This window comes from Kibdelosporangium banguiense (assembly GCF_017876405.1).
Lineage (GTDB): Bacteria > Actinomycetota > Actinomycetes > Mycobacteriales > Pseudonocardiaceae > Kibdelosporangium > Kibdelosporangium banguiense.
On record NZ_JAGINW010000001.1, the window covers coordinates 9,736,164 to 9,755,830 of the forward strand.

General features: G+C 70.2%; 9 protein-coding genes. All 9 read left to right on the forward strand.

All coding sequences use genetic code 11. The annotated features are described in order from the left end of the window. Window positions 1–23: 23 nt before the first annotated feature. Genes JOF56_RS44085 through JOF56_RS44125 form a run of 9 tightly spaced genes read left to right on the forward strand, consistent with a single transcriptional unit; the run spans window position 24 to window position 19,662 of the window. Complete coding sequence (locus tag JOF56_RS44085; RefSeq protein WP_209645507.1) at window positions 24–11,720, forward strand: non-ribosomal peptide synthetase; 11,697 nt, start codon at window positions 24–26, stop codon at window positions 11,718–11,720. 5 nt (window positions 11,721–11,725) lie between these two features. Continuing rightward, entirely contained in the window at window positions 11,726–12,820 is a 1,095-nt protein-coding gene (locus tag JOF56_RS44090) for an acyltransferase domain-containing protein (protein ID WP_209645508.1), read from the forward strand. After that, window positions 12,798–13,958: an acyl-CoA dehydrogenase family protein gene (locus JOF56_RS44095; protein WP_209645509.1), complete on the forward strand. Its 1,161-nt coding sequence runs from the start codon at window positions 12,798–12,800 to the stop codon at window positions 13,956–13,958. Before JOF56_RS44090 ends, JOF56_RS44095 begins: the two co-directional genes overlap by 23 nt. Beyond that, window positions 13,955–15,175, forward strand: coding sequence for a class-II aminoacyl-tRNA synthetase family protein (locus tag JOF56_RS44100; RefSeq protein WP_209645510.1), 1,221 nt, complete (start codon window positions 13,955–13,957; stop codon window positions 15,173–15,175). The genes JOF56_RS44095 and JOF56_RS44100 overlap by 4 nt, the downstream gene beginning before the upstream one ends. Before the next feature lie 4 nt (window positions 15,176–15,179). Next, window positions 15,180–16,064, forward strand: coding sequence for a 3-hydroxyacyl-CoA dehydrogenase family protein (locus tag JOF56_RS44105; RefSeq protein ID WP_209645511.1), 885 nt, complete (start codon window positions 15,180–15,182; stop codon window positions 16,062–16,064). Then, entirely contained in the window at window positions 16,057–16,314 is a 258-nt protein-coding gene (locus tag JOF56_RS44110; protein ID WP_209645512.1) for an acyl carrier protein, read from the forward strand. The genes JOF56_RS44105 and JOF56_RS44110 overlap by 8 nt, the downstream gene beginning before the upstream one ends. Further along, entirely contained in the window at window positions 16,311–17,099 is a 789-nt protein-coding gene (locus tag JOF56_RS44115) for a thioesterase II family protein (RefSeq protein ID WP_209645513.1), read from the forward strand. The genes JOF56_RS44110 and JOF56_RS44115 overlap by 4 nt, the downstream gene beginning before the upstream one ends. Next, entirely contained in the window at window positions 17,096–18,136 is a 1,041-nt protein-coding gene (locus JOF56_RS44120) for a pyridoxal-phosphate dependent enzyme (RefSeq protein ID WP_209645514.1), read from the forward strand. Before JOF56_RS44115 ends, JOF56_RS44120 begins: the two co-directional genes overlap by 4 nt. Then, window positions 18,133–19,662, forward strand: coding sequence for a lyase family protein (locus JOF56_RS44125; protein WP_209645515.1), 1,530 nt, complete (start codon window positions 18,133–18,135; stop codon window positions 19,660–19,662). The genes JOF56_RS44120 and JOF56_RS44125 overlap by 4 nt, the downstream gene beginning before the upstream one ends. Window positions 19,663–19,667: the final 5 nt, after the last annotated feature.

Consider the following 19,667-nt stretch of genomic DNA (forward strand, 5'->3'; position numbering starts at 1 on the left):
GCGACCAAGTCAGGGGTGCACAGATGACCACCACTCCGTTCGACACCCATGGGCTCTCCCCCGCCAAGCTCGCCCTGCTGGCACGCCGGCTGCGTGGCGAGGGCGGCAACGCGGGCGGCGGCATCCCCCGGCGCCCGGAAGGCGAGCCGGTTGCGTTGCCTCCCGCGCAGCACAGCCTGTGGGTCGTCGATCAGGTACTCGCCGACAACTCGGTGTACAGCGTGCACCGGGAGTGGTGGCTGAGCGGCCGGCTGGACCCCGGGGCACTTCGCCGCGCCCTGGACGACCTGGTGCGCCGGCACGAGATCCTCCGCACCACCTATCTGGACGCCGGGGACAACCAGCCGGTCCAGGTGATCCATCCGTTCCGCGGCGCGGACTTGCGGGTCGTGGACCTCACCGGTGTCCCCGGCGGACAACGCGAGCAGCGGGCGGTCAGGCTGGCCGAGGCCGAGCTGCGCCGGCCGTTCGACCTGGCGGCCGGCCCGGTCTTCCGGGCCGCACTGTTCCAAGTGGACATTGAGGAACACCTGCTGCTGCTCAACATGCATCACTTGGTGAGCGATGGCTGGTCCTGCGCCGTACTCGGCCGCGAGCTCGGCGAGCTGTACTCGGCGCACGTGCATGGGAGGCGGCCGGTACTGCCCGAGTTGCCCATCCAGTACGCGGATTACGCGCACTGGCAGGCACGCCGGGTGGCGGGTGAGCTGCGTGACCAGCAGCTCGGCTACTGGCGGTCCGCACTGGAGGAGATCCGGCCGTTGCTGGCGCTGCCGACGGATCGCCCCTATCCCGCGGTGCCCTCACACCGAGCCGCACAGGTCAAGCGGACGCTGCCCGCGGCGATGACCTCAGCCGTGCGCGCACTGGCCCGTGACCACGGGGTCACCGTGTTCACCACAGTGCTCACGGCGTTCGCCGTGGTGCTGGGCCGGTGCAGTGGGCAGGACACGTTCTCGGTGGGGTCGCTGACCTCCGGCCGGGGACACGCCGAGGTGGCCGACCTGCTCGGCCTGTTCGCCAACACCGTGCCCGTTCCGGCCGACCTGCGTGGGGAACCCACGTTCGCCGAACTCCTCGACCGCACGCACCGTGCCGTGCTCGGCGCTCTCGACCACCAGGACGTCTCGTTCGACCAGATCGTCGCCGCGGTCGCACCGAACCGTGAACCGGCCCGCAACCCCCTGTTCCAGGTGCTGTTCCAGCTGATCGAGCGCGGCGAGGAGTCGTGGCGGTTCGCCAGCCTGGACACAAGGTACGCCGACCTGCACAACGACACCGGAAAGGTCGACCTCGCGCTGTTCGCCGTCGACCTCGGCGAGCGGCTTGAGCTGCAGGTGGAGTACTCGACCGACCTGCTGCTCACCGAGACCGCGGACCGGTTCGCCGACCGGGTCGTCCGGGTCCTCGATCAGGTGATCGCGAACCCGGGCGCACGTTTGCCCGATGTGGACGTCCTGCCGGATCGTGAGCGCGTCATCGTGACCGACGGCTGGAACGACACCGCGGCCGACTACCCGCGCGCCACCCTGCCCGCCCTGTTCGAGAACGCCGTGCGCCGGGCTCCGGACTCGGTCGCCGTGACCGATGTGGACGGTGACACGGTCAGCTACTGCGCGCTCAACACCCGGGCCAACCGGCTCGCGCATCACCTGCGTGCGCTCGGGATCGGCGCCGAGTCCGTGGTCGGGGTCTGCGTCGAGCACAGCGTGGACATGTTCGCCGCGTTGCTCGGTGTGCTCAAGGCCGGCGCGGCCTACGTACCGCTCGACCCGGAGCACCCGGCAGACCGGCTGGCGTTCATGCTGTCCGACACCGGCGCCCGCGTGGTGGTGACCCAGGACGCCGCCGCATCGGCCGTTCCCGCGGAGTTCGACGGCACGCTGGTCTCACTCGACGGTGACGCCGAGCGGCTCGCCGGCCGGCCCGGCACCGACCCGGTCGCTGTCACCGGCCCGGACAACCTGGTCTACGTGATGTACACGTCCGGATCGACCGGCCGGCCCAAGGGCGTGATGATCTCGCACGCCGGGCTGGTCAACTACCTCTGGTGGGCGATCGACGGATACGGCCTCGACGGGGCGTCCGGCGCGCCGATGCTCGGCTCCATCGCGTTCGACCTCTCGGTGCCCAACTTCTTCCTGCCGCTCATCGGCGGCAAGGACGTCACGTTGCTGCCCAAGGACAAGAGCCTGTCGGCGCTGGCGGACCTGTTGCGTGGCCCCGGGGACTTCAGCCTGCTCAAACTCACGCCGGGGCACCTCGACGTGCTGCGCGGGATGCTGCCGGACGCCGACCGGGTGGACTGCGTCCGCACGTTCGTGGTCGGCGCCGACGAGGTCCGGCCGGAAACCGTTGCCGCGTGGCGGAAGGCCGCGCCGAACGCACGGATCATCGACGAGTACGGCCCGACCGAGACCGTGGTCGGCTGCTCGACCTACCTGGTGGACGAGAGTTTCGACCCGTCGGTTCCGGTGTCCATCGGCAGGCCGATCGCCAACATACGAATGTACGTGCTCGACGATCGTCTCGAGCCGGTGCCTGTCGGCGCGGTCGGCGAGTTGTGCATCGGTGGCGCGGGAGTCGCCCGCGGGTACCTCAACCGGCGAGGGCTGACCGCCGAGAAATTCGTGCCGGACCCATTCGCCCCCACACCGGGCGAACGGATGTACCGAACCGGTGACCTCGCCCGGTTCCGGGCGGACGGGAACCTCGACTTCCTCGGCCGGATCGACCATCAGGTCAAGATCCTCGGCTACCGGATCGAGCTCGGCGAGATCGAGGCCAGGCTGCTGCTGCACGAGGGGGTCAGCGAGGCCGTCGTGGTCGCGCGGGAGGACGTTCCCGGGCACAAGCGCCTGGTGGCCTACGTGGTCCCGGCCGGCGATCTCGACGTCGAAGAGCTGCGGTCGGCCGCTGCCAAGTCACTGCCTGCCTACATGGTGCCCCGGGTGTGGCAGGTGCTGGACCGGATGCCGCTGACCCAGGCCGGCAAGGTGGATCGCAGGGCACTGCCCGTCCCCGAAGGCGCCACCGCGCCGATCTGCTCGCAGCAGGCACCCACCACACCCACAGAGGCCGCGCTGGCCGAGATCTGGGCGCGGGTGCTCGATGTGGACCGGGTCGGCGTGCACGACGACTTCTTCCACCTCGGCGGCGACTCGATCCTGGCCATCCAGATCGGCGCGCAGGCAAGGCGCGCCGGGCTGGCGGTGACCGTGCGGCAGGTGTTCGAGCACCGGACCGTGGCCACGCTGGCGGCCGCGATCGGCTCGGCGGCCCCAGTAGCGGTGCGGGCCGACCAGCACACGGTGTCCGGCACGGTGACATTGACGCCGATCCTGCGCTGGTTCACCCAACAGCGTGTCCGTCACGACCACTACAACCAGTCGGTGCTGGTGAACTGCCAGCCGGCCGTGCACCCCGACGTGCTGACGCGTGCGCTGGACGCGGTGGTGGACCACCACGACTCGTTGCGCATGCGCTTGTCGCGAGTAGACGGTCAGTGGCGGGCCGAGATCGCGGAGGCAGAAGCCGGCCCGCTGGTGCGGGTGGTGGACCTGACCGGGCTGTCCGACGAGCAACGGCGCGAGACCAGGGACCGAGCCGGTCAGGGTGTCCATATCGGACTGTCGTTGACCGGCGGACCGATCGTGTCGGCGGTCCTGTTCACCGAGAACGGCCTCGGCACCGAGCTGCTGATCGCCGTCAACCACGTCGCCGTCGACACCGTGTCCTGGAACATCCTGCTCGAGGACCTGGACACGGCCCACCGCCAGCTCGACGCAGGCGAACCGGTGACGCTGCCGGCCAAGAGCACCTCCTTGCAGTACTGGGCCAAGCGCCTCACCGACCACGCCAACTCCCCCGAGTTCGCCGCCGAGGCCGCCCTCTGGGCGACGCCGGCCGCGACGCCGACGCCCATCCCGGCCGACCACGACCTCGGCCCGAACTGCGAGGAGTCCGGCCGCGTGGTAGAGGTCGCGCTGCCAGAGGACGTCACCGACGCGCTGGTGCGACGGGTGCCGGCCGCATACCGCACCGAGATCAACGATGTGCTGCTGACCGCGCTGGTCCGCACGATCACCGAGTGGACGGGCGGCGACGCGGCGCTGGTGGAGCTGGAAGGTCACGGGCGTGAACCGCTGTTCGACGACGTCGACCTCTCGCGCACCGTCGGCTGGTTCACCAGCGTGTTGCCGGTGCAGCTACGGCTGGCCGGCGACGGTTGGGGCGCCCAGCTCAAGGCGACGAAGGAGCGGCTGCGGGCTGTGCCCCGGCACGGCATCGGCCATGGGCTGGCCCGCCACCTCCGCACCGAGACCGCCTCGGCGCTAGCCGCCGCGCCGCAGCCAGAGGTCTCGTTCAACTACCTCGGCCGCCTCGACCGGCAACGCGAGGCGGGCGGCCGATTCATCGGCCGGGACGAATCGCTTGGCACGCATCGGGATCCGCAAGGTGAGCGCGGGCACCTCATCGGTGTCACCGCGTTCGTCGCCAAGGTCGGCACTGGGAACACACTGCGGCTGTACTGGAGCTACTCAGCCAACCGGCATACCGAGGACACCGTGCGCCGGCTCGCGGAGCGGTACCTGGCGCACCTGACCGACCTGATCGACCACTGCGTCGCCGGCGGCACGATCGGCGCGACTCCCAGCGACTTCCCCCTCGCCGGTCTGGACCAGCCCGTCCTCGACCGGCTGCTGGACCGGCTGCCCGTCCCGGCCGGGGACGTCGCGGACCTCTACCCCCTTTCCCCGCTGCAGTCGGGAATGCTGTTCCGATCGATCTTCGACCCGGAGTCGGCGGACTACTTCGAGCAGACCGGGTTCGTGCTGCGCGGCGAGTTCGACGCCGAGGTTTTCCAGACAGCCTGGCGGCAGGGGGTGGACCGGCATCCCGCGCTGCGCACCATCTTCGCGTGGGATGCGCTACCGCACCCGCTGCAAGTCGTTCTGCGCCACCAGCCGGTCCGGTTCGAGCGACTGGACTGGACCGGCGTCGAGCCCGCGGAGATACCGCAACGGCTTGATGCCGCGCTGCGGGCGCACCGCGGCATCGCCTTCGACCTCACCGCCGAATGCGCATCCCGGTTGACGATCGTCCGCACATCCGCGACCGAGCACTACTTCCTGTGGAGCCTCCACCACATCCTGCTGGACGCGTGGAGCGTGGCCGCCGTGCTGAGCGAGGTGCTCGCGACCTACCGTGCGCTGCGGGCCGGGCAAACTCCCGAACCGGCTGCGGTCACACCGTTCCGTGACTACATCGCGTGGACAGGCAAGCAGGACCGGGCGGCCGACGACGAATTCTGGCGGGGTCAACTCGCCGGGCTGACCACACCGACGCTGCTCGCCCCCAGCTCTCCAATCGCCGCCGACCCTGGCGAAGCGCATGTGAACGAAGAGCTGACAGCGGAGCTGACGGCCGCGCTGCAGTCGCTGGCGTTGCGCAGCGGATGCACGGTGGGCACGGTGCTACAGGCGGCGTGGGCGCTGGTGCTCGCCGCGCACACCGGGCGCCGTCACGTGGTCTTCGGGACCACCGTCACCGGGCGCACCGCGGCCGTCGCCGGCATCGAGCACATGATCGGGATGCTGATCAACACCCTGCCGTGCGCGGTGCTGGTCGATCCAGACCGGACCGTGGCCGGCTACCTCGCCGATCAGCAGACCGCGCAGTTGGGCCTGCGGGAGCACGAGCACTGCTCGCTCGCCGCGATCCAGCGTCACGCCCCGGTCCCGGCCGGGACCGCGCTGTTCGACACGTTCTTCAGCTACCGGAACTTCACCGGTCGCGTTGTCGGCACCGACACCGACGCCGAGCTCGACATCGGTCCGCTGCCGTACGACTTCGAGCAGACCGGCTGTCCGCTCATGCTCAACGTCAACCACCACGACACGGTGTGCGTGACCGCGATCTACCGCCGGTCACTGTTCGACGAGAACACGTGTGTGGCCATGATCGAGCGCTACGTCGCCGTCCTGCGCGACCTGGCCGCGAACCCGGACGCCCCCCTGCGTGAACTTCCTGCCCTGGCCTGGATGGATGAGGTCGTGGCGGTATCCGGCGCCGAGGAGGACGGCGACACGGATCCGACGAACGGCCACGTCGCACCGCGCGGCGAGCGGGAGACAGCCATCGCCGGCATCTGGGCTCGTGTGCTCGGCCTCGACCATGTCGGCGCCCACGACGACTTCTTCGACCTGGGCGGTGACTCGATAGTCGCCATCCAGATCGTCGCGGAGGCCAGGCGGATCGGCGTCCCGGTGACCCTGCCCCTGGTGTTCAAGCATCGCACCGTCGCCCGGCTCGCCCAGGCCATCGCCGCCGACACCGCGGCGCCGGTTCAGGCCGACCAGCACGCCGTGTCCGGCGCGGTGGTGCTGACACCGATCCTGCACTGGTTCACCGAACGGCCGATCCACCACGACCACTACAACCAGTCGGTACTGCTGAGCTGCCAACCGGCCGTTCGCCCCGACGTACTGCAACGCGCGCTCGCCGCGCTGGCCGACCACCACGACGCACTACGCATCCGTTTGTCCACTATGGATGGACGATGGGTCGCCGAGATCCGCGAAGCCGGCACCGAGCCGCTCCTGCGCGTGACCGACCTGTCCGGCCTGCCCGGCGAGAAGCAGCAGGAGACCCGCGAACGGGTCGCCAGCGAGATCCAATCCGGACTGTCCATGTTGAACGGACAGATCCTGGCCGCCGCGCTGTTCACCGGCGGCGACCGGGGCACCGAGCTGATGATCGTCATCCACCACGTCGCCGTCGACACCGTGTCCTGGAACATCCTGCTCGAAGACCTCGACACCGCATGCCGGCAGCTCGAAACCGGCCACCCTGTCACACTCCCGCCCAAGAGCACCTCCTTGCAGTACTGGGCAAAGCGCCTCACCGACCACGCCAACTCCCCCGAGTTCGCCGCCGAGGCCGCGTATTGGGTGGAGCAAACCGGCGAACCGGCACCGGCCATCCCGGTGGATCACGACCGCGGACCGAACACCGGAGACTCCGCTCGTGCGGTGACCGTGACGCTGCCTGCCGAGCTGACCGACGCGCTCGTGCACCGGGTGCCCGCCGCGTACCGCACCGAGATCAACGACGTACTGCTGACCGCCCTCGCCCGCACCGTCACCGAGTGGACGGGCGGGAGTTGCGCGCTGGTCGAACTGGAAGGCCACGGACGCGAGCCACTGTTCGACGACGTCGACCTGTCCCGCACCGTCGGCTGGTTCACCGACCTCGTCCCGGTGACCCTGCCCGCCGTCGAAGGCGGTTGGGGCACGGCGCTCAAGACGGTCAAGGAGCAGCTACGTGCCGTCCCGCATCACGGGATCGGGCACGGCCTCGCCCGCTATCTCCGCACAGACACCACGCAGGTACTCGCCGCGACGCCGGACCCGCTGCTGTTGTTCAACTACGTCGGCCGGCTCGACCGGCAGCGCGGCCCCGCCGGCCGGTTCAGCGAGTTGCCCGACCGGCTCGCTGCCGATCGGGCCGGCGAGAGCCCGCGCTCGTACCTGATCAACGTCGAAGCGGCGATCAGCGGCGGACAGCTGCGGGTGCACTGGGTCTACTCGACGCACCGGCACCGCGAGGACACGGTGCGCCGCATCAGCGAGCGGTACCTGCACCACCTCACCGAACTGATCGAGCACTGCGCGGCCGGTGCCTGCGGCGCGACGCCGAGCGACTTCCCCCTCGCCGGCCTGGACCAGCCGGCTCTCGACCGGATGCTGGCCATGCTGCCCGACAGTGCCAGGGACGTCGAGGACGTTTATCCCCTCTCGCCGCTGCAGTCGGGGATGCTCTTCCACGTTCTCCGTGCCACCGATCCCGCGGACTACCTCGTCCAGAAGGTCTACGCCATCACCGGCGCGCTGGACGTGGACGCGTTCGTCGCGGCGTGGCAAGGAGTGGTGGACCGGCACGCGGTACTGCGCACCACCTTCGCCTGGGAGGGGGTGCCGCAGCCGGTGCAGGTGGTGTGGCGGCACCGACCGGTCGAGCTCGAACGGCTGGACTGGACCGGGGTCCGTTCCGCCGAGATACCCAGCCGCATCCAGGCGCGGCTGCGCCGGGACCTGCGAGCCGGCTTCGACCTGGCGGCGGAATGCCCGTCGCGGCTCACCGTGATCACCACCCGCAACGAGCACTATCTACTGTGGAACCTGCACCACATCGTGCTGGACGCGTGGAGCATTGCCACAGTGCTGGACGAGGTGCTCGCCGGCTATGGCGCGGCATGCGCGGGCGCCGAAGCAGATCTGCCGGCGGTGACGCCGTTCCGCGACCACATCGCCTGGGGCCACGACCGGGAGTCCGACGCGGACTTCTGGCGAGCCGAGCTGGCCGGGCTGTCCGCACCGGTACCCCTGTCCACCAGGTCCGCTGTGGACGGTTGCGGGGTCGGACGGGTGTTCGGGGAGCTGCCGGCGGAGCTGGTCACGCGGCTGAACGAGCTCGCGGTGCGGTGCCGGAGCACGGCGGGCACTGTCCTGCAAACGGCGTGGGCACTGCTGCTCAGCGGCCATACCGGCTCTCGCGACGTCGTGTTCGGCACCACGGTCGCCGGGCGCGCGACCGGTATCCCCGGCGTCGAGCGCATGGTCGGCATGCTGATGAACACGGTGCCTACCAGGGTGCGCATCGACCCCAGCCAGTCGCTGACCGAGTTCATCCCGGCCAGGCAGACCGCGCAGCTGGGACTGCGCGAGCGGGAACACTGCGCGCTGGCCGACGTCCAGCGGTGGTCACCGGTGCCGGCCGGCACTCCGCTGTTCGACACCGTGGTCAACTACGTGAACTTCGGCCAGGCGGACGCTCGCACGGCCGGTCCCATTGAACTGCGCGCCGTGCCAGGGCCGCTCGGGCAGACCGGCCAGCCGCTGGTCATCGAGCTCAACCAGCACGACCGGATCGAGTTGCTGCTCAGCTACGACCGCTCGCGGTTCGACGAGGCGCAGTGCGCGCGGCTACTTGACCACTTCGGACAGCTGGTGCACGACATCCTCGACGCGCCGCAGGCCCCACTCGGCGAGTTCCTCGCCCGGATCCCGGCAGGCCCCGTCCCCGTGGCCGGCGGCGGGCGGCCGGCGGATCCAGCCGGATCGAGGGTCGCTGCCCGCACCGGCGCCGAACGGGTGCTGGCCGGGGTGTGGAAGCGGGTGCTGGGCGTCGAGGACGTCGGTGTGCACGAGGACTTCTTCGACGTCGGCGGCAATTCCATCCTGGTCTTCCAGGTGGTTACGCTGGCGCAGAAGGCTGGTCTCGGCATCACGGTGCAGCAGGCGCTGCGGCACCGGAAGATCGCCGAGCTGGCCGCGTCCGTCGTGCCGGGTCAGCCGGCACGATCCGCCGAAACGCCGGCTGAGCCGGCCGGCGAGATCCCGCTGCCGCCTGCCCCGCAGCATTTCATCGAGCGGGACGTCAACCACGACCACCACAACCAGTCGGTGCTGCTGACCTGGCGGCGCCCACCCGACCCTGACCTCGTGGAGCGGGCGCTTCAAGCCGTCATGGCCCACCACGACGGGCCACGACTACGCGTGTCCCGTGTGGACGGTGATGCGCGGCTGACTGTGGCCGAGCCGACCGCCGACCCGATCCTGCGGGTGGTCGAGACGAACGAGGACAACACCGTCGGCGCGGTGGCCGACGAGGTGAACGCGAGCCTGAGCCTGTCCGGCGGCCCGCTGCTGCGTGCCGCGCTGTTACTCGACCCGGCCGGCCTCGCGCCCGCGCGACTGCTTCTCGTAGCCCATCAGATCGCGGTGGACCTGGTGTCCTGGTCGATCCTGCTCGACGACCTCACGGCCGCCTACCGGCAGCTCGACAGCGGCGCCGAGCCCACCCTGCCTCCGGTCGGCACGCAGTACCGACGCTGGGCCCGACGGCTGGCCGAATACCCCCGGACGACAAGGTTCGCCGAGCAGAGCGCCTTCTGGCTGGCCCGGCGGCCACAGCCAGCCGAGGTGCCCGTCGACCGGCCCGGTGGCCGCAACACCGAAGGCGCACGGCAGGTGGTCGAGACGGCGCTGCCGGTCAGGTCGACCGAAACGCTGCTACGGGAAGCGCCCACCACGTTCGGCGCCCGGCTGGACGAGGTGCTGCTGTCCGCGGTGGCCACGGCCATCGCCCGGTGGACCGGCGCCCAGAACGTCGTGGTGGACCTGGAAAGCCACGGCCGGGAGCCGCTGACCGACGACATGGATCTCGGCCGGACGGTCGGCTGGCTCAGCGTGGTCTACCCGCTGCACATCCACCTGCCGGGACCGGATCCGATCCGCCGGCTGACCGCCGTGCGCGAGCAACTGCGGGCCGTGCCACAGCGTGGCATCGGCCACGGGCTGAGCACCGACTCGGACGGCCGCGCCTGCTCGCAGGTCTCGTTCGCCTTCCACGGGCAGGGATTCGATCGGCCGGCCCTCGGCCCGGACGCACTGTTCGAGGCGACCACCAAGACCCCTGGCACGTCACGCGACCCGCGCGACCCGCGACCGCACCTGCTCACGATCGACGCCGGGGTGAGCGGCGGCCGGGCGACGGTGCGCTGGACCTACTCCCCGGAGTCGCACGACCGGGCAACCATCGAACGGGTCGCCGGCTACTGCCTCGAGGAGTTGCGGGCGCTGGCCGAGCGGCATGACACGGGTCCCGGCCCTGGCGGCGACCTCGGTCGGCGCCTGACCGAACGGCTGTTCCCACACGCCCCCGCGCTCGTTGTGCCGATGGCCCGTCACCGGGTGCCCGCCATCGGCGTGGCACTCATCGTCGGTGGCGAGCGGGTCGCGAGCTGGGGCGAAGGGATCACCGGTGGCGAGCACAGCCGCCCTGTCCAGCCGTCCACGTTGTTCCCGTGCAGCTCGGTGAGCAAGCACGTGACCACCGCAGGCGTGCTGCGGCTGGTCCAGCAGGGCAGCATCGCGCTGGACGAGACCGTGGACCGGTACCTGACCTCCTGGCGGCTGCCCCCTGGCGAGCCGGTCACGCTGCGCCAGCTGCTCGGGCACACGGCCGGACTGATGTCCGGGGTCACCCCGTCCGGCTATGTGCAGCAACCCAGGGGCACGCGTCCAGCCCTGCGCCCCATGCTCGACCACGTGGTGCGGGACCGTCCACCCGGGACGGGCTTCCGCTACTCCAACGCTCACTTCGCGGTGGTCCAGCAGGTGGTCGCGGATGTCACCGGCACGTCGTTCGCCGACGCGATGCGATCGCTGGTGCTCGGTCCACTGGGGATGGCCGACAGCGGCTTCGAGCACGACTTCCCGGAGGCCCGGGCCGACCGGACGGCGCACGGCCACGATGCCGATGGTGTGCCCTACCCGGGCGGCTGGTCGCTGGTGGCTGACATCGCGTCGAGCGGGCTGTGGACCACCGCGGACGACCTCGCCACGCTGGAGCTGGCCATCCTGCGAGCGGCCACCGGTGCCGGTACCGGGTTCCTCACTCGCGAGCTGGCCACGCAGATGGTGCTGCCGGCGGGTCCGCGGTACGGCCTCGGCACCACGATCACCCGCGGCACGGGCACTCACTGGTTCGGGCATCCCGGCGACCGCCGTACCCACCAGGCACTCACCGCGATCGATCTGCACAGCGGCTCGGGCCTGGTGGTGCTGGCCAACATCGGCGGCGAGGCACCGTTGCTGGCCAACGTGGCCGACGAGCTCGGCCTCGATATCGACTACCGAGTGCGGGAGGGGTGACCGGCATGAGCCGGCCAATCGCGTTCATGTTTCCCGGCGTCGGCGACCACTACGCCGGCATGGGACACGGTCTGTACCAAACCGAACCGGTCTTCCGGTCCTTTGTGGACCAGTGTACGGCGCTGCTGTCCGGCCACCTCGGCGAGGACCTGCGGGAGGTCTTCCACCCGGCGGGCACCGCACGCGGCGGGCCGAGCCTGGCCGAGCTGCTCGGCCGCCGCGACGGAACGGACAACGGCAGGCGGCCGGCCGCCGTCGACCGCACGCTGTTCGCCCAGCCGCTGGTGTTCACCATCGAGTACGCGTTGGCCCGGCAGCTGATGAGCTGGGGCATCACCCCATCGGCGATGGTCGGCTACAGCCTCGGCGAGTACGTTGCCGCGTGCCTGGCCGGAGTGATGTCGCTCGAGGACACGGTGGCACTGGTGGCCAGACGGGCCGAGCTGATCGAGACGGTACCGCCCGGCGCGATGCTGGTGGTGCTGCTCGGCGAGGACGAACTGGCGGAACGGCTCGACGACGAGCTGTGGCTGGCCGCGGTCAACGGACCCATGCTGTGTGTCGCCGCCGGAACGCCCGATGCCGTGCGGCGGCTGGAAGCCCGGCTGACCGAGGACGGCGTCGCCAACCTGCGCACGCCGACCCGGCACGCCTTCCACTCCGCGATGATGGCGCCGCTTTCCGAGCCGCTGGAACAACTCCTGCACACCGTCGAGCTGCACCCGCCCACCACGCCGTTCCTGTCCAACGTCACCGGCACCTGGATCACCGACGAGGAGGCGACCGGCCCGGCGTACTGGGCCCGGCACCTGCGTCAGACCGTGCGGCTGCACGCCGGTCTCGGCGAGCTGTGGCGGCTGCCGTCGGTGATCGCGGTGGAGGTTGGCGCGGGCACGATGCTGGGCAGCCTGGCCGCCACCCATCCGGGCCGTCCCGGCGGCGACCCGCCGGTGTTCGCCACCCTGCCCGGCGCCTCGGACACACAGCACGACTTGGCAGCACTACTGACCGTCGCGGAAAAGCTCCGGCGACTCGGCGTGCCCGTCACCACGCCGCACGCCGACGAAAGGGATGATCATGGACTTCTCGCTGGCCGCTGAGCAGACCGCCCTGCGCCAACGGGTCATCAGCTTCGCCACCGACCAGCTTGGCGCCAAGGCCGCCGAGCACGACCGCGACGAGACGTTCGACGCGGACGGCTGGCAGGCGTGCGCGGAGTTCGGCGTCCTCGGCTGGCCGGTCCCGCGCGAGTACGGCGGGTCCGGGTACGACCCGCTCACCACCATCATCGCGTGCGAGGCGCTCGGCTACGGCTGCGTGGACAACGGGCTGGTCTTCGCCATCGAGAACCACCTGTGGGCCTGCGTGATCTACCTGCTCCGGCACGGCTCGCCGGAGCAGAAGGCGCGGTTGCTGCCCCACCTGACCGACGGGTCCATGATCGGGGCGCACGCGCTGACCGAGCCGGATACCGGCTCGGACGTGCTCGCGCTGCGCACCACGGCCCGGCGCGAGGGCGAGATGTTCCTGCTGTCCGGCACGAAGTGCTTCATCAGCAACGCGCCGTGCGCCGACCTGTTCGTCGTGTTCGCCAGGACCGCCGACGACGGCCCCGCCCAGCGGGCACTGTCAGCGTTCCTCGTGCCGCGTGAGACCCCCGGCCTGACCATCCGGCGGACGATCAGCAAGGCCGGGCTGCGCGCAACCCCGATGGGCGAGGTCGGGTTCGACGACTGCCCGGTACCGGCGGCCAACCTCCTCGGCGGTGTGGGAGCCGGCTACCAGATCTTCACCTCGACCATCGAATGGGAACGCGGATTCATGGCAGCGAGCCAGGTCGGCAGGCTTGGCCGGCTGCTCGACACCAGTGTCGGCTACGCGAGCGAGCGGCGGCAGTTCGACCGCCCGATCGGCGCGTTCCAGGCGGTGTCGCACCGGTTGGCGGACATGCGGGTACGGCTTGAACTCGCCAGGCTGATGCTGCACAAGTTCGGCTGGCTCAAACAGCAGGGACGCATGGCGTTGCTGGAGTCCGCGATGCTCAAGCTGTTCGTGAGCGAAAGTCTGCTGGAGAGCGCGTTGTCCGCGGTGCGTGTCCACGGGGCCCGTGGGTACGTCGCCGACCTCCCCGTCGAGCGGGAGCTGCGGGACGCGATGGGCTGCGCGGTCTACGGCGGCACATCAGACATCCAGCGCAACGTGGTGGCCGGCCTGACTGGCGTGGTGGGGGCGTCATGACCCTGAACCCGTTCGCCGGGCACGTGATCACCCTGGATGCCCGGCTGCCGGCCCGGCTGGCCACGGAGTTCGCCAAGCGGGTGTTCTTCGCGTCCGAGGACATCCGCGACTTCCAGCTGATGGAGACCGACGGGCAGGTGGACGCGGTTCGAGTGACCACAGTGGACGGCCGGCTGCCGGACGGGCTGGCCGAGAAGCTGCGGTTCGTACTGCGCAACGACGTCCTGTCGCAACTGGCCAGGGAGCCCAAGGTGATCTGGCGCTCGGCGGCGCGCCGGGACTGCCCGGATGGGACCTTCGAGGCGTTGGTGGACAAGGCAATCGCCTACCCGGTAGGTGAGGGGCAGGTGGCGCTCGGGCAGCCGGTGCTGGACCTGATGGACGACCTGGACCACCTGATCCGGCGGATCGCGGTCGGCGAGCTCGGCGCGACCGAGTTCCGCTACCCCACCCTGATCCCGATCGACGCGCTGCACCGGTGCGACTACTTCACCGCGTTCCCCCAGTTCGCGATGTTCGCCACCCGGCTGCGGGCGGACCTCGACACCTACCGCGAGTTCGTCGCCGACGTGCGGGGCGGCGCCGACGTCGGGACGGAGGTCCTGGACCGGTGCGCCGACGTGGCCTACTGCCTGCCGCCGACGATGTGCTACCACACGTTCAACCAGTTCGCGGGCCGGGCACTGCCACCGGAGCTGTCAGTGGTCACCACGCGGGGCAAGTCGTTCCGGCACGAAGCCCGCTACCACCGCACCCTCGCGCGGCTGTGGGACTTCACCATTCGCGAGATCGTGTTCTTCGGCGCCCGCGACGAAGTGCTCACCGCCCGGGCGCGCTTGCTCGACCGGATCCGGGATCTCGTGGACGCGCTCGAACTGTCCGGGCGCTGCGAGGTTGCCGGCGACCCGTTCTTCTGCGCCGCCGACAGCGGCGCCCGCTCCTCGTCGCAACGGTTGCTCGAGCTGAAGTACGAGCTGCAGCTGGACATCGGGCCACGCGACAGCGTCGCGGCCGGATCGTTCAACCTCCACGAGCGGTTCTTCGGCGACTGCTTCGACATCACCCTCGCCGACGGGCACACCACCCCCTACACCGGGTGCGTCGGCTTCGGACTCGAACGCCTCGCCTTCGCCGTGATCTGCCAGCACGGCGTCGACCCGGCGGCCTGGCCCGCCGGGACGCGGCAAACCCTGGCACAGGCACGGGAAAGGTGGTGAACCGGTGATCCAGCACGTGGGCGTCGTCGGCGCAGGCACGATGGGCATCGGGGTGAGCCAGGCGTTCGCCCTGGGCGGCTGCGCGGTCACGCTGGTCGACGTTGCCGAGCAGGCGCTGGCGAAGGCCGAGCGCGCGATCGCGACTGACCTGCGCATGGCCGGCATGTTCCACACCGGACCGGCGCCCTCGGCGGCCGAGGTCGGTGCCCGCATCACCTTGACCACGAAGTACGAAAGCCTCCGAGACGTGGGTTTCCTGGTCGAGAACGTCACGGAGAGCCCGCTGGTCAAGCAGCGGGTCTATGAGGAGATCGACGAGATCTGCCCGGCGGAGTGTGTCTTCGGGGTGAACACCTCGGCGATCCCGATCACCCGCATCGCCTCGCACACCTCGCGGCCGGACCGGGTCATCGGCACGCACTTCATGAACCCGGCGCAGCTCAAGCCGCTCGTCGAGGTGATCCGCGGGTTTCACACCAGCGAGAGCACGATCACGCTGACCCGGAACCTGCTCACCGCCGTCGGGAAGCAGAGCGTGGTCGTGGCGGACTCCCCCGGGTTCGTCACCAACCGCGTGGCCATGCTCTGCGTGAACGAGGCCATCTGCCTGCTCGACGAGGGGGTGGCGACGGCGGCCGAGATCGACCGGCTGTTCGTCGGGTGTCTCGGCCACCGGATGGGACCGCTCGCGACTGCCGACCTGATCGGCCTCGACACGGTTCTGCACTCGCTCGTCGTGTTGCTGGACAACTTCGACGATCCCAAGTTCCGGCCGTCGATCCTGCTCAGGAGATACGTCGACGCCGGGCTGCTCGGCCGCAAGAGCGGCCGCGGGTTCTTCACCTACGACCAATCAGCCACGAGCGGAACGGAAAGCGACCATGACTGACCAACTCGCGACGATCAGGGCGTTCGTCACCAAGCACACCGGTGGGCTGGAATTCACCGACGAGCAGGACCTGTTCGCCACCGGCCACGTGAACTCGTTGTTCGCCGTGCAGATCGTGATGTTCGTGGAGAACACCCTCGGTGTTCCGGTGGTCGACGACGACCTCGACATCGCGAACTTCTCCTCGGTGGCCCGGATTCACCACTACGCCACGAGCAAACAAGCTCCCGTCGGGGTGAGCGGACAATGACGCGGGCGCGGCCCGCCGCGTCGGTCCGGTCGCCGTGGTTTCCGTTCCGTACGAAGCAAAGCGGTGCCGATCTCCGGCTCTTCTGCCTGCCGCCCGCAGCAGGCTCCGCCTCCGGGTACCGGTCGTGGATGACGCGGCTGGCGCCAGCCACGGACGTGGTTCCGGTCCAGCTTCCTGGGCGGGAAAGCAGGTTCATCGAGGATCCCGTGACCTCGGCCGGCGAACTGGTCGCTCAGCTCGTCGACGCGGTCCGCCCTGAGACCGGACAGCCGTTCGCGTTGTTCGGGCACAGCATGGGCGCGTTGCTCGCCTACGACCTCGCGTGCGTACTCGCTGCCGACGGCCGGCCACCGGCGCACCTGATCGTCTCCGCCCACGTGCCGGCCCACCTGATGGAGCTCAAACCGCTACGGACGCACGTCGCCCGGATGTCCGATGTGGACTTGCGGGACTACCTGGCAGCCAACGGCGGTCTTGGCGGCGAGCAGTTCGATGACGAGGACCTGCTGTCGATCCTGCTTGCGTTGCTGCGTGCGGATCTCACTGTCTGCGAGTCCTACCGCTGGACGCCACGGCCACCGCTGGACGTCCCGATCACCGCACTGGGCGGGAAAACCGACCCGAACGCCCCCGAGCGGCTGCTCACGCGGTGGTCCGAGCTCACCGTCGCCGGCTTCCGGTGCCGGCTGATGCCCGGCGGCCACCAGTACCTGTATGACGATCCGGCCGCCGCGGCCGGCGCGGTGGCCGAGACCCTGCTCGACCCGCCGGAGCCGGCCCGATGAGCGCCGGAGTGTTCGCCGATGTGGTGGAGACACAACGTATTCCGACACTGGTCCGGCTGGCGCCCAACCTCTACGCGCTCACCTACCGGCTGATGAAGATGGTGCCGGCGCGGCACATCCTGCGCCGCGCCGCGGAGTCGGGCCGGCTCGACCGCGACACCTCGGTCGTGGAGACGACCTCGGGGACCTTCGGTCTCGCCCTCGCCATGCAGTGCGCGATCGACGGCCGCCCGCTCATCCTGGTCGGCGACCCGGTGATCGACGAGCGGCTGCGGCGCCAGCTCGAGGACCTGGGTGCCGTGGTCGAGATCGTGCGCCATCAGGCGGCTGCCGGCGGGTACCAGGCGTCGAGGCTCGCCAGGCTCGCGGAGATCCAGACGGCGCTGCCCAACACGTTCTGCCCTGAGCAGTACTCCAATCCGGACAACCCCGGGTCCTACGCGATGATCGCCGAGTTGCTCACCGACCGGCTGGGTCAGGTCGACTGCCTGATCGGCCCGGTCGGCTCCGGCGGATCGATGTGCGGCACGACCCGCTACCTCCGGCAGTCGAACCCCGGCCTGGTGTCGATCGGCATCGACTCCCACCGCAGCGTGCTGTTCGGCCAGCCCGACGGGCATCGCGTGCTGCGCGGCCTCGGCAACAGCCTGCACCCGGCCAACCTCGACCACACCCAGTTCGACGAGGTGCACTGGGTGACCGAGGCCGACGTGTTCCACTCCACCCGTCGGCTGCACCAGGACCACGCCCTGTTCATGGGGCCGACGAGCGGCGCGTCCTACCTCGTGGGTTCCTGGTGGGCCGGTGTCCATCCGGACTCGCTGACCGTGATCGTGTTGCCGGACGAGGGGTACCGGTACCACGACACCGTCTACGACGACGCCTGGTTGACCGGCTACAGCCGTGAGCCACGGCCGTCGCCCCGAATCGTGCGCGGGCCACGCGACGCCGACCAGAGCTGGTGCCGCATGTTGTGGCGGCGGCGTTCTCTGGCCGATGTCACGGCGGGCGCGGATCTCATCAAGGCGTCGGGATGACCAGAACCGACTCCCCTGCGCGAACGGCGGGCACCGGACGGCTTTCCCGGTCCCTCAGCGGACGGGCGCACCGGGTGGTGTTCGGTGTGAACGCGGACGCCGCCATCGATCTCGAACTGCCGTACATCACCGTGATCGACGAGGCCCATCTGATCATGCTCACCGAGCGGCAGTTGGTCGACACCGGCGCCGCGGCCAGGTTGCTCACCGAGATCCACGAGTTGCGCGTGACCGGGTTCGCACCGCTGCGCGGCCGGCCCGCGCCGCGAGGTGTCTACCTGCTCTACGAGGACCATCTGATCGACCGGTTGGGCATGCGGGTCGGCGGAGTCCTGCACACCGGGCGCTCACGTAACGACCTCAAGGCGACGATGCACCACATGCGCCTGCGGGAGCTGGTGATCGGGGCGCTGCATGGGTTGCTGCGGTTGCAGGCGTTGCTGCTCAGCCGGGCCAGGAGGTTCCGGACAGTCGTGATGCCGGCCTACAGCCAGTTCCAGCCGGCCACGCCCGCCAGCTACGGGTACTACCTGCTCGGCGTCGGCGAGTCGCTCGGCCAGGACATCCTTGGCCTGTGGCAGGCGTGCGAGGGCCTGGGTCAGTGCCCGCTCGGCGCGGCGAGCGGCGGCGGCACGGACGTGGCCATCGACCCGGCACGCACCGCCGCCCTGCTGGGGTTCACCACCCCGGTGAGCCACGCGGGTTACGCAGTCGCGTCCCGGGACACCGCGGTCAGGCTGCTCTCCGCCTGTGTACTGGCCAGCCTGACCCTGTCGCGCCTGTGCACCGACCTGCAACTGTGGAGCACGCACGAGTTCGGCCTCGTCGGCTTCCCGGACAGCCTGGTCGGTTCGAGCTCGGCGATGCCGCAGAAACGCAACCCGTTCCTGTTGGAGCACATCAAAGGCGGCGCGGGCGCGCTTATCGGCGCGTGGACGGCGGCCGTGGCGAACATCAAGAACGTGCCGTTCGGCAACTCCGTCGAGGTGAGCACGGAGGCGGTCGCCTCGATCTGGCCCGCCATCGACCGGTTCACCGGCATGACCGAGCTGGCCGTCTCCGTCGTCGCCGGAGCCCAGCCGTGCCAGGACGCCATGCTGCGCGGCGCGGACGAGGGGTTCACCGTGGCCACCGCGGTGGCCAATCGCCTGGTGGCGCAGGGAGTGCCATTCCGTATCGCGCACCGCGTGACGGGCAGGCTGGTGACCGAGTTGATCTCCGAGGGCGTCCACAAACCGTCTACTGTGGACATTTGTGCCACCGGACAACGGCTCGGCGACCTACTGCGGTCCGAGGGGGTGGCCACGCCGGTGGACCTGACCGGTGCGGACCTCGACCCGGTCGCCGTGCTGGCCGCCACCGACTTCGGCGGTGGCCCTGGACCGAGGTCGTTCGCCGCCGCACACGACCGGCTCGCCGCAGCCTGGCGGAGCCATACGCGAGAGGTGGCCGCCTGGTCAGACCGGTTGGCAACAGCCGAGACCGAACGGAATGAAGCGGTACGCCAGTTGGGCGGCTACACATGACACAA

Bases quoted from the DNA above. Each gene is read 5' to 3' on its own strand.
- JOF56_RS44085 (WP_209645507.1), top strand. From the start codon at position 24: ATGACCACCACTCCGTTCGACACCCATGGGCTCTCCCCCGCCAAGCTC.
- JOF56_RS44090 (WP_209645508.1), top strand. From the start codon at position 11,726: ATGAGCCGGCCAATCGCGTTCATGTTTCCCGGCGTCGGCGACCACTAC.
- JOF56_RS44095 (WP_209645509.1), top strand. From the start codon at position 12,798: ATGGACTTCTCGCTGGCCGCTGAGCAGACCGCCCTGCGCCAACGGGTC.
- JOF56_RS44100 (WP_209645510.1), top strand. From the start codon at position 13,955: ATGACCCTGAACCCGTTCGCCGGGCACGTGATCACCCTGGATGCCCGG.
- JOF56_RS44110 (WP_209645512.1), top strand. From the start codon at position 16,057: ATGACTGACCAACTCGCGACGATCAGGGCGTTCGTCACCAAGCACACC.
- JOF56_RS44115 (WP_209645513.1), top strand. From the start codon at position 16,311: ATGACGCGGGCGCGGCCCGCCGCGTCGGTCCGGTCGCCGTGGTTTCCG.
- JOF56_RS44120 (WP_209645514.1), top strand. From the start codon at position 17,096: ATGAGCGCCGGAGTGTTCGCCGATGTGGTGGAGACACAACGTATTCCG.
- JOF56_RS44125 (WP_209645515.1), top strand. From the start codon at position 18,133: ATGACCAGAACCGACTCCCCTGCGCGAACGGCGGGCACCGGACGGCTT.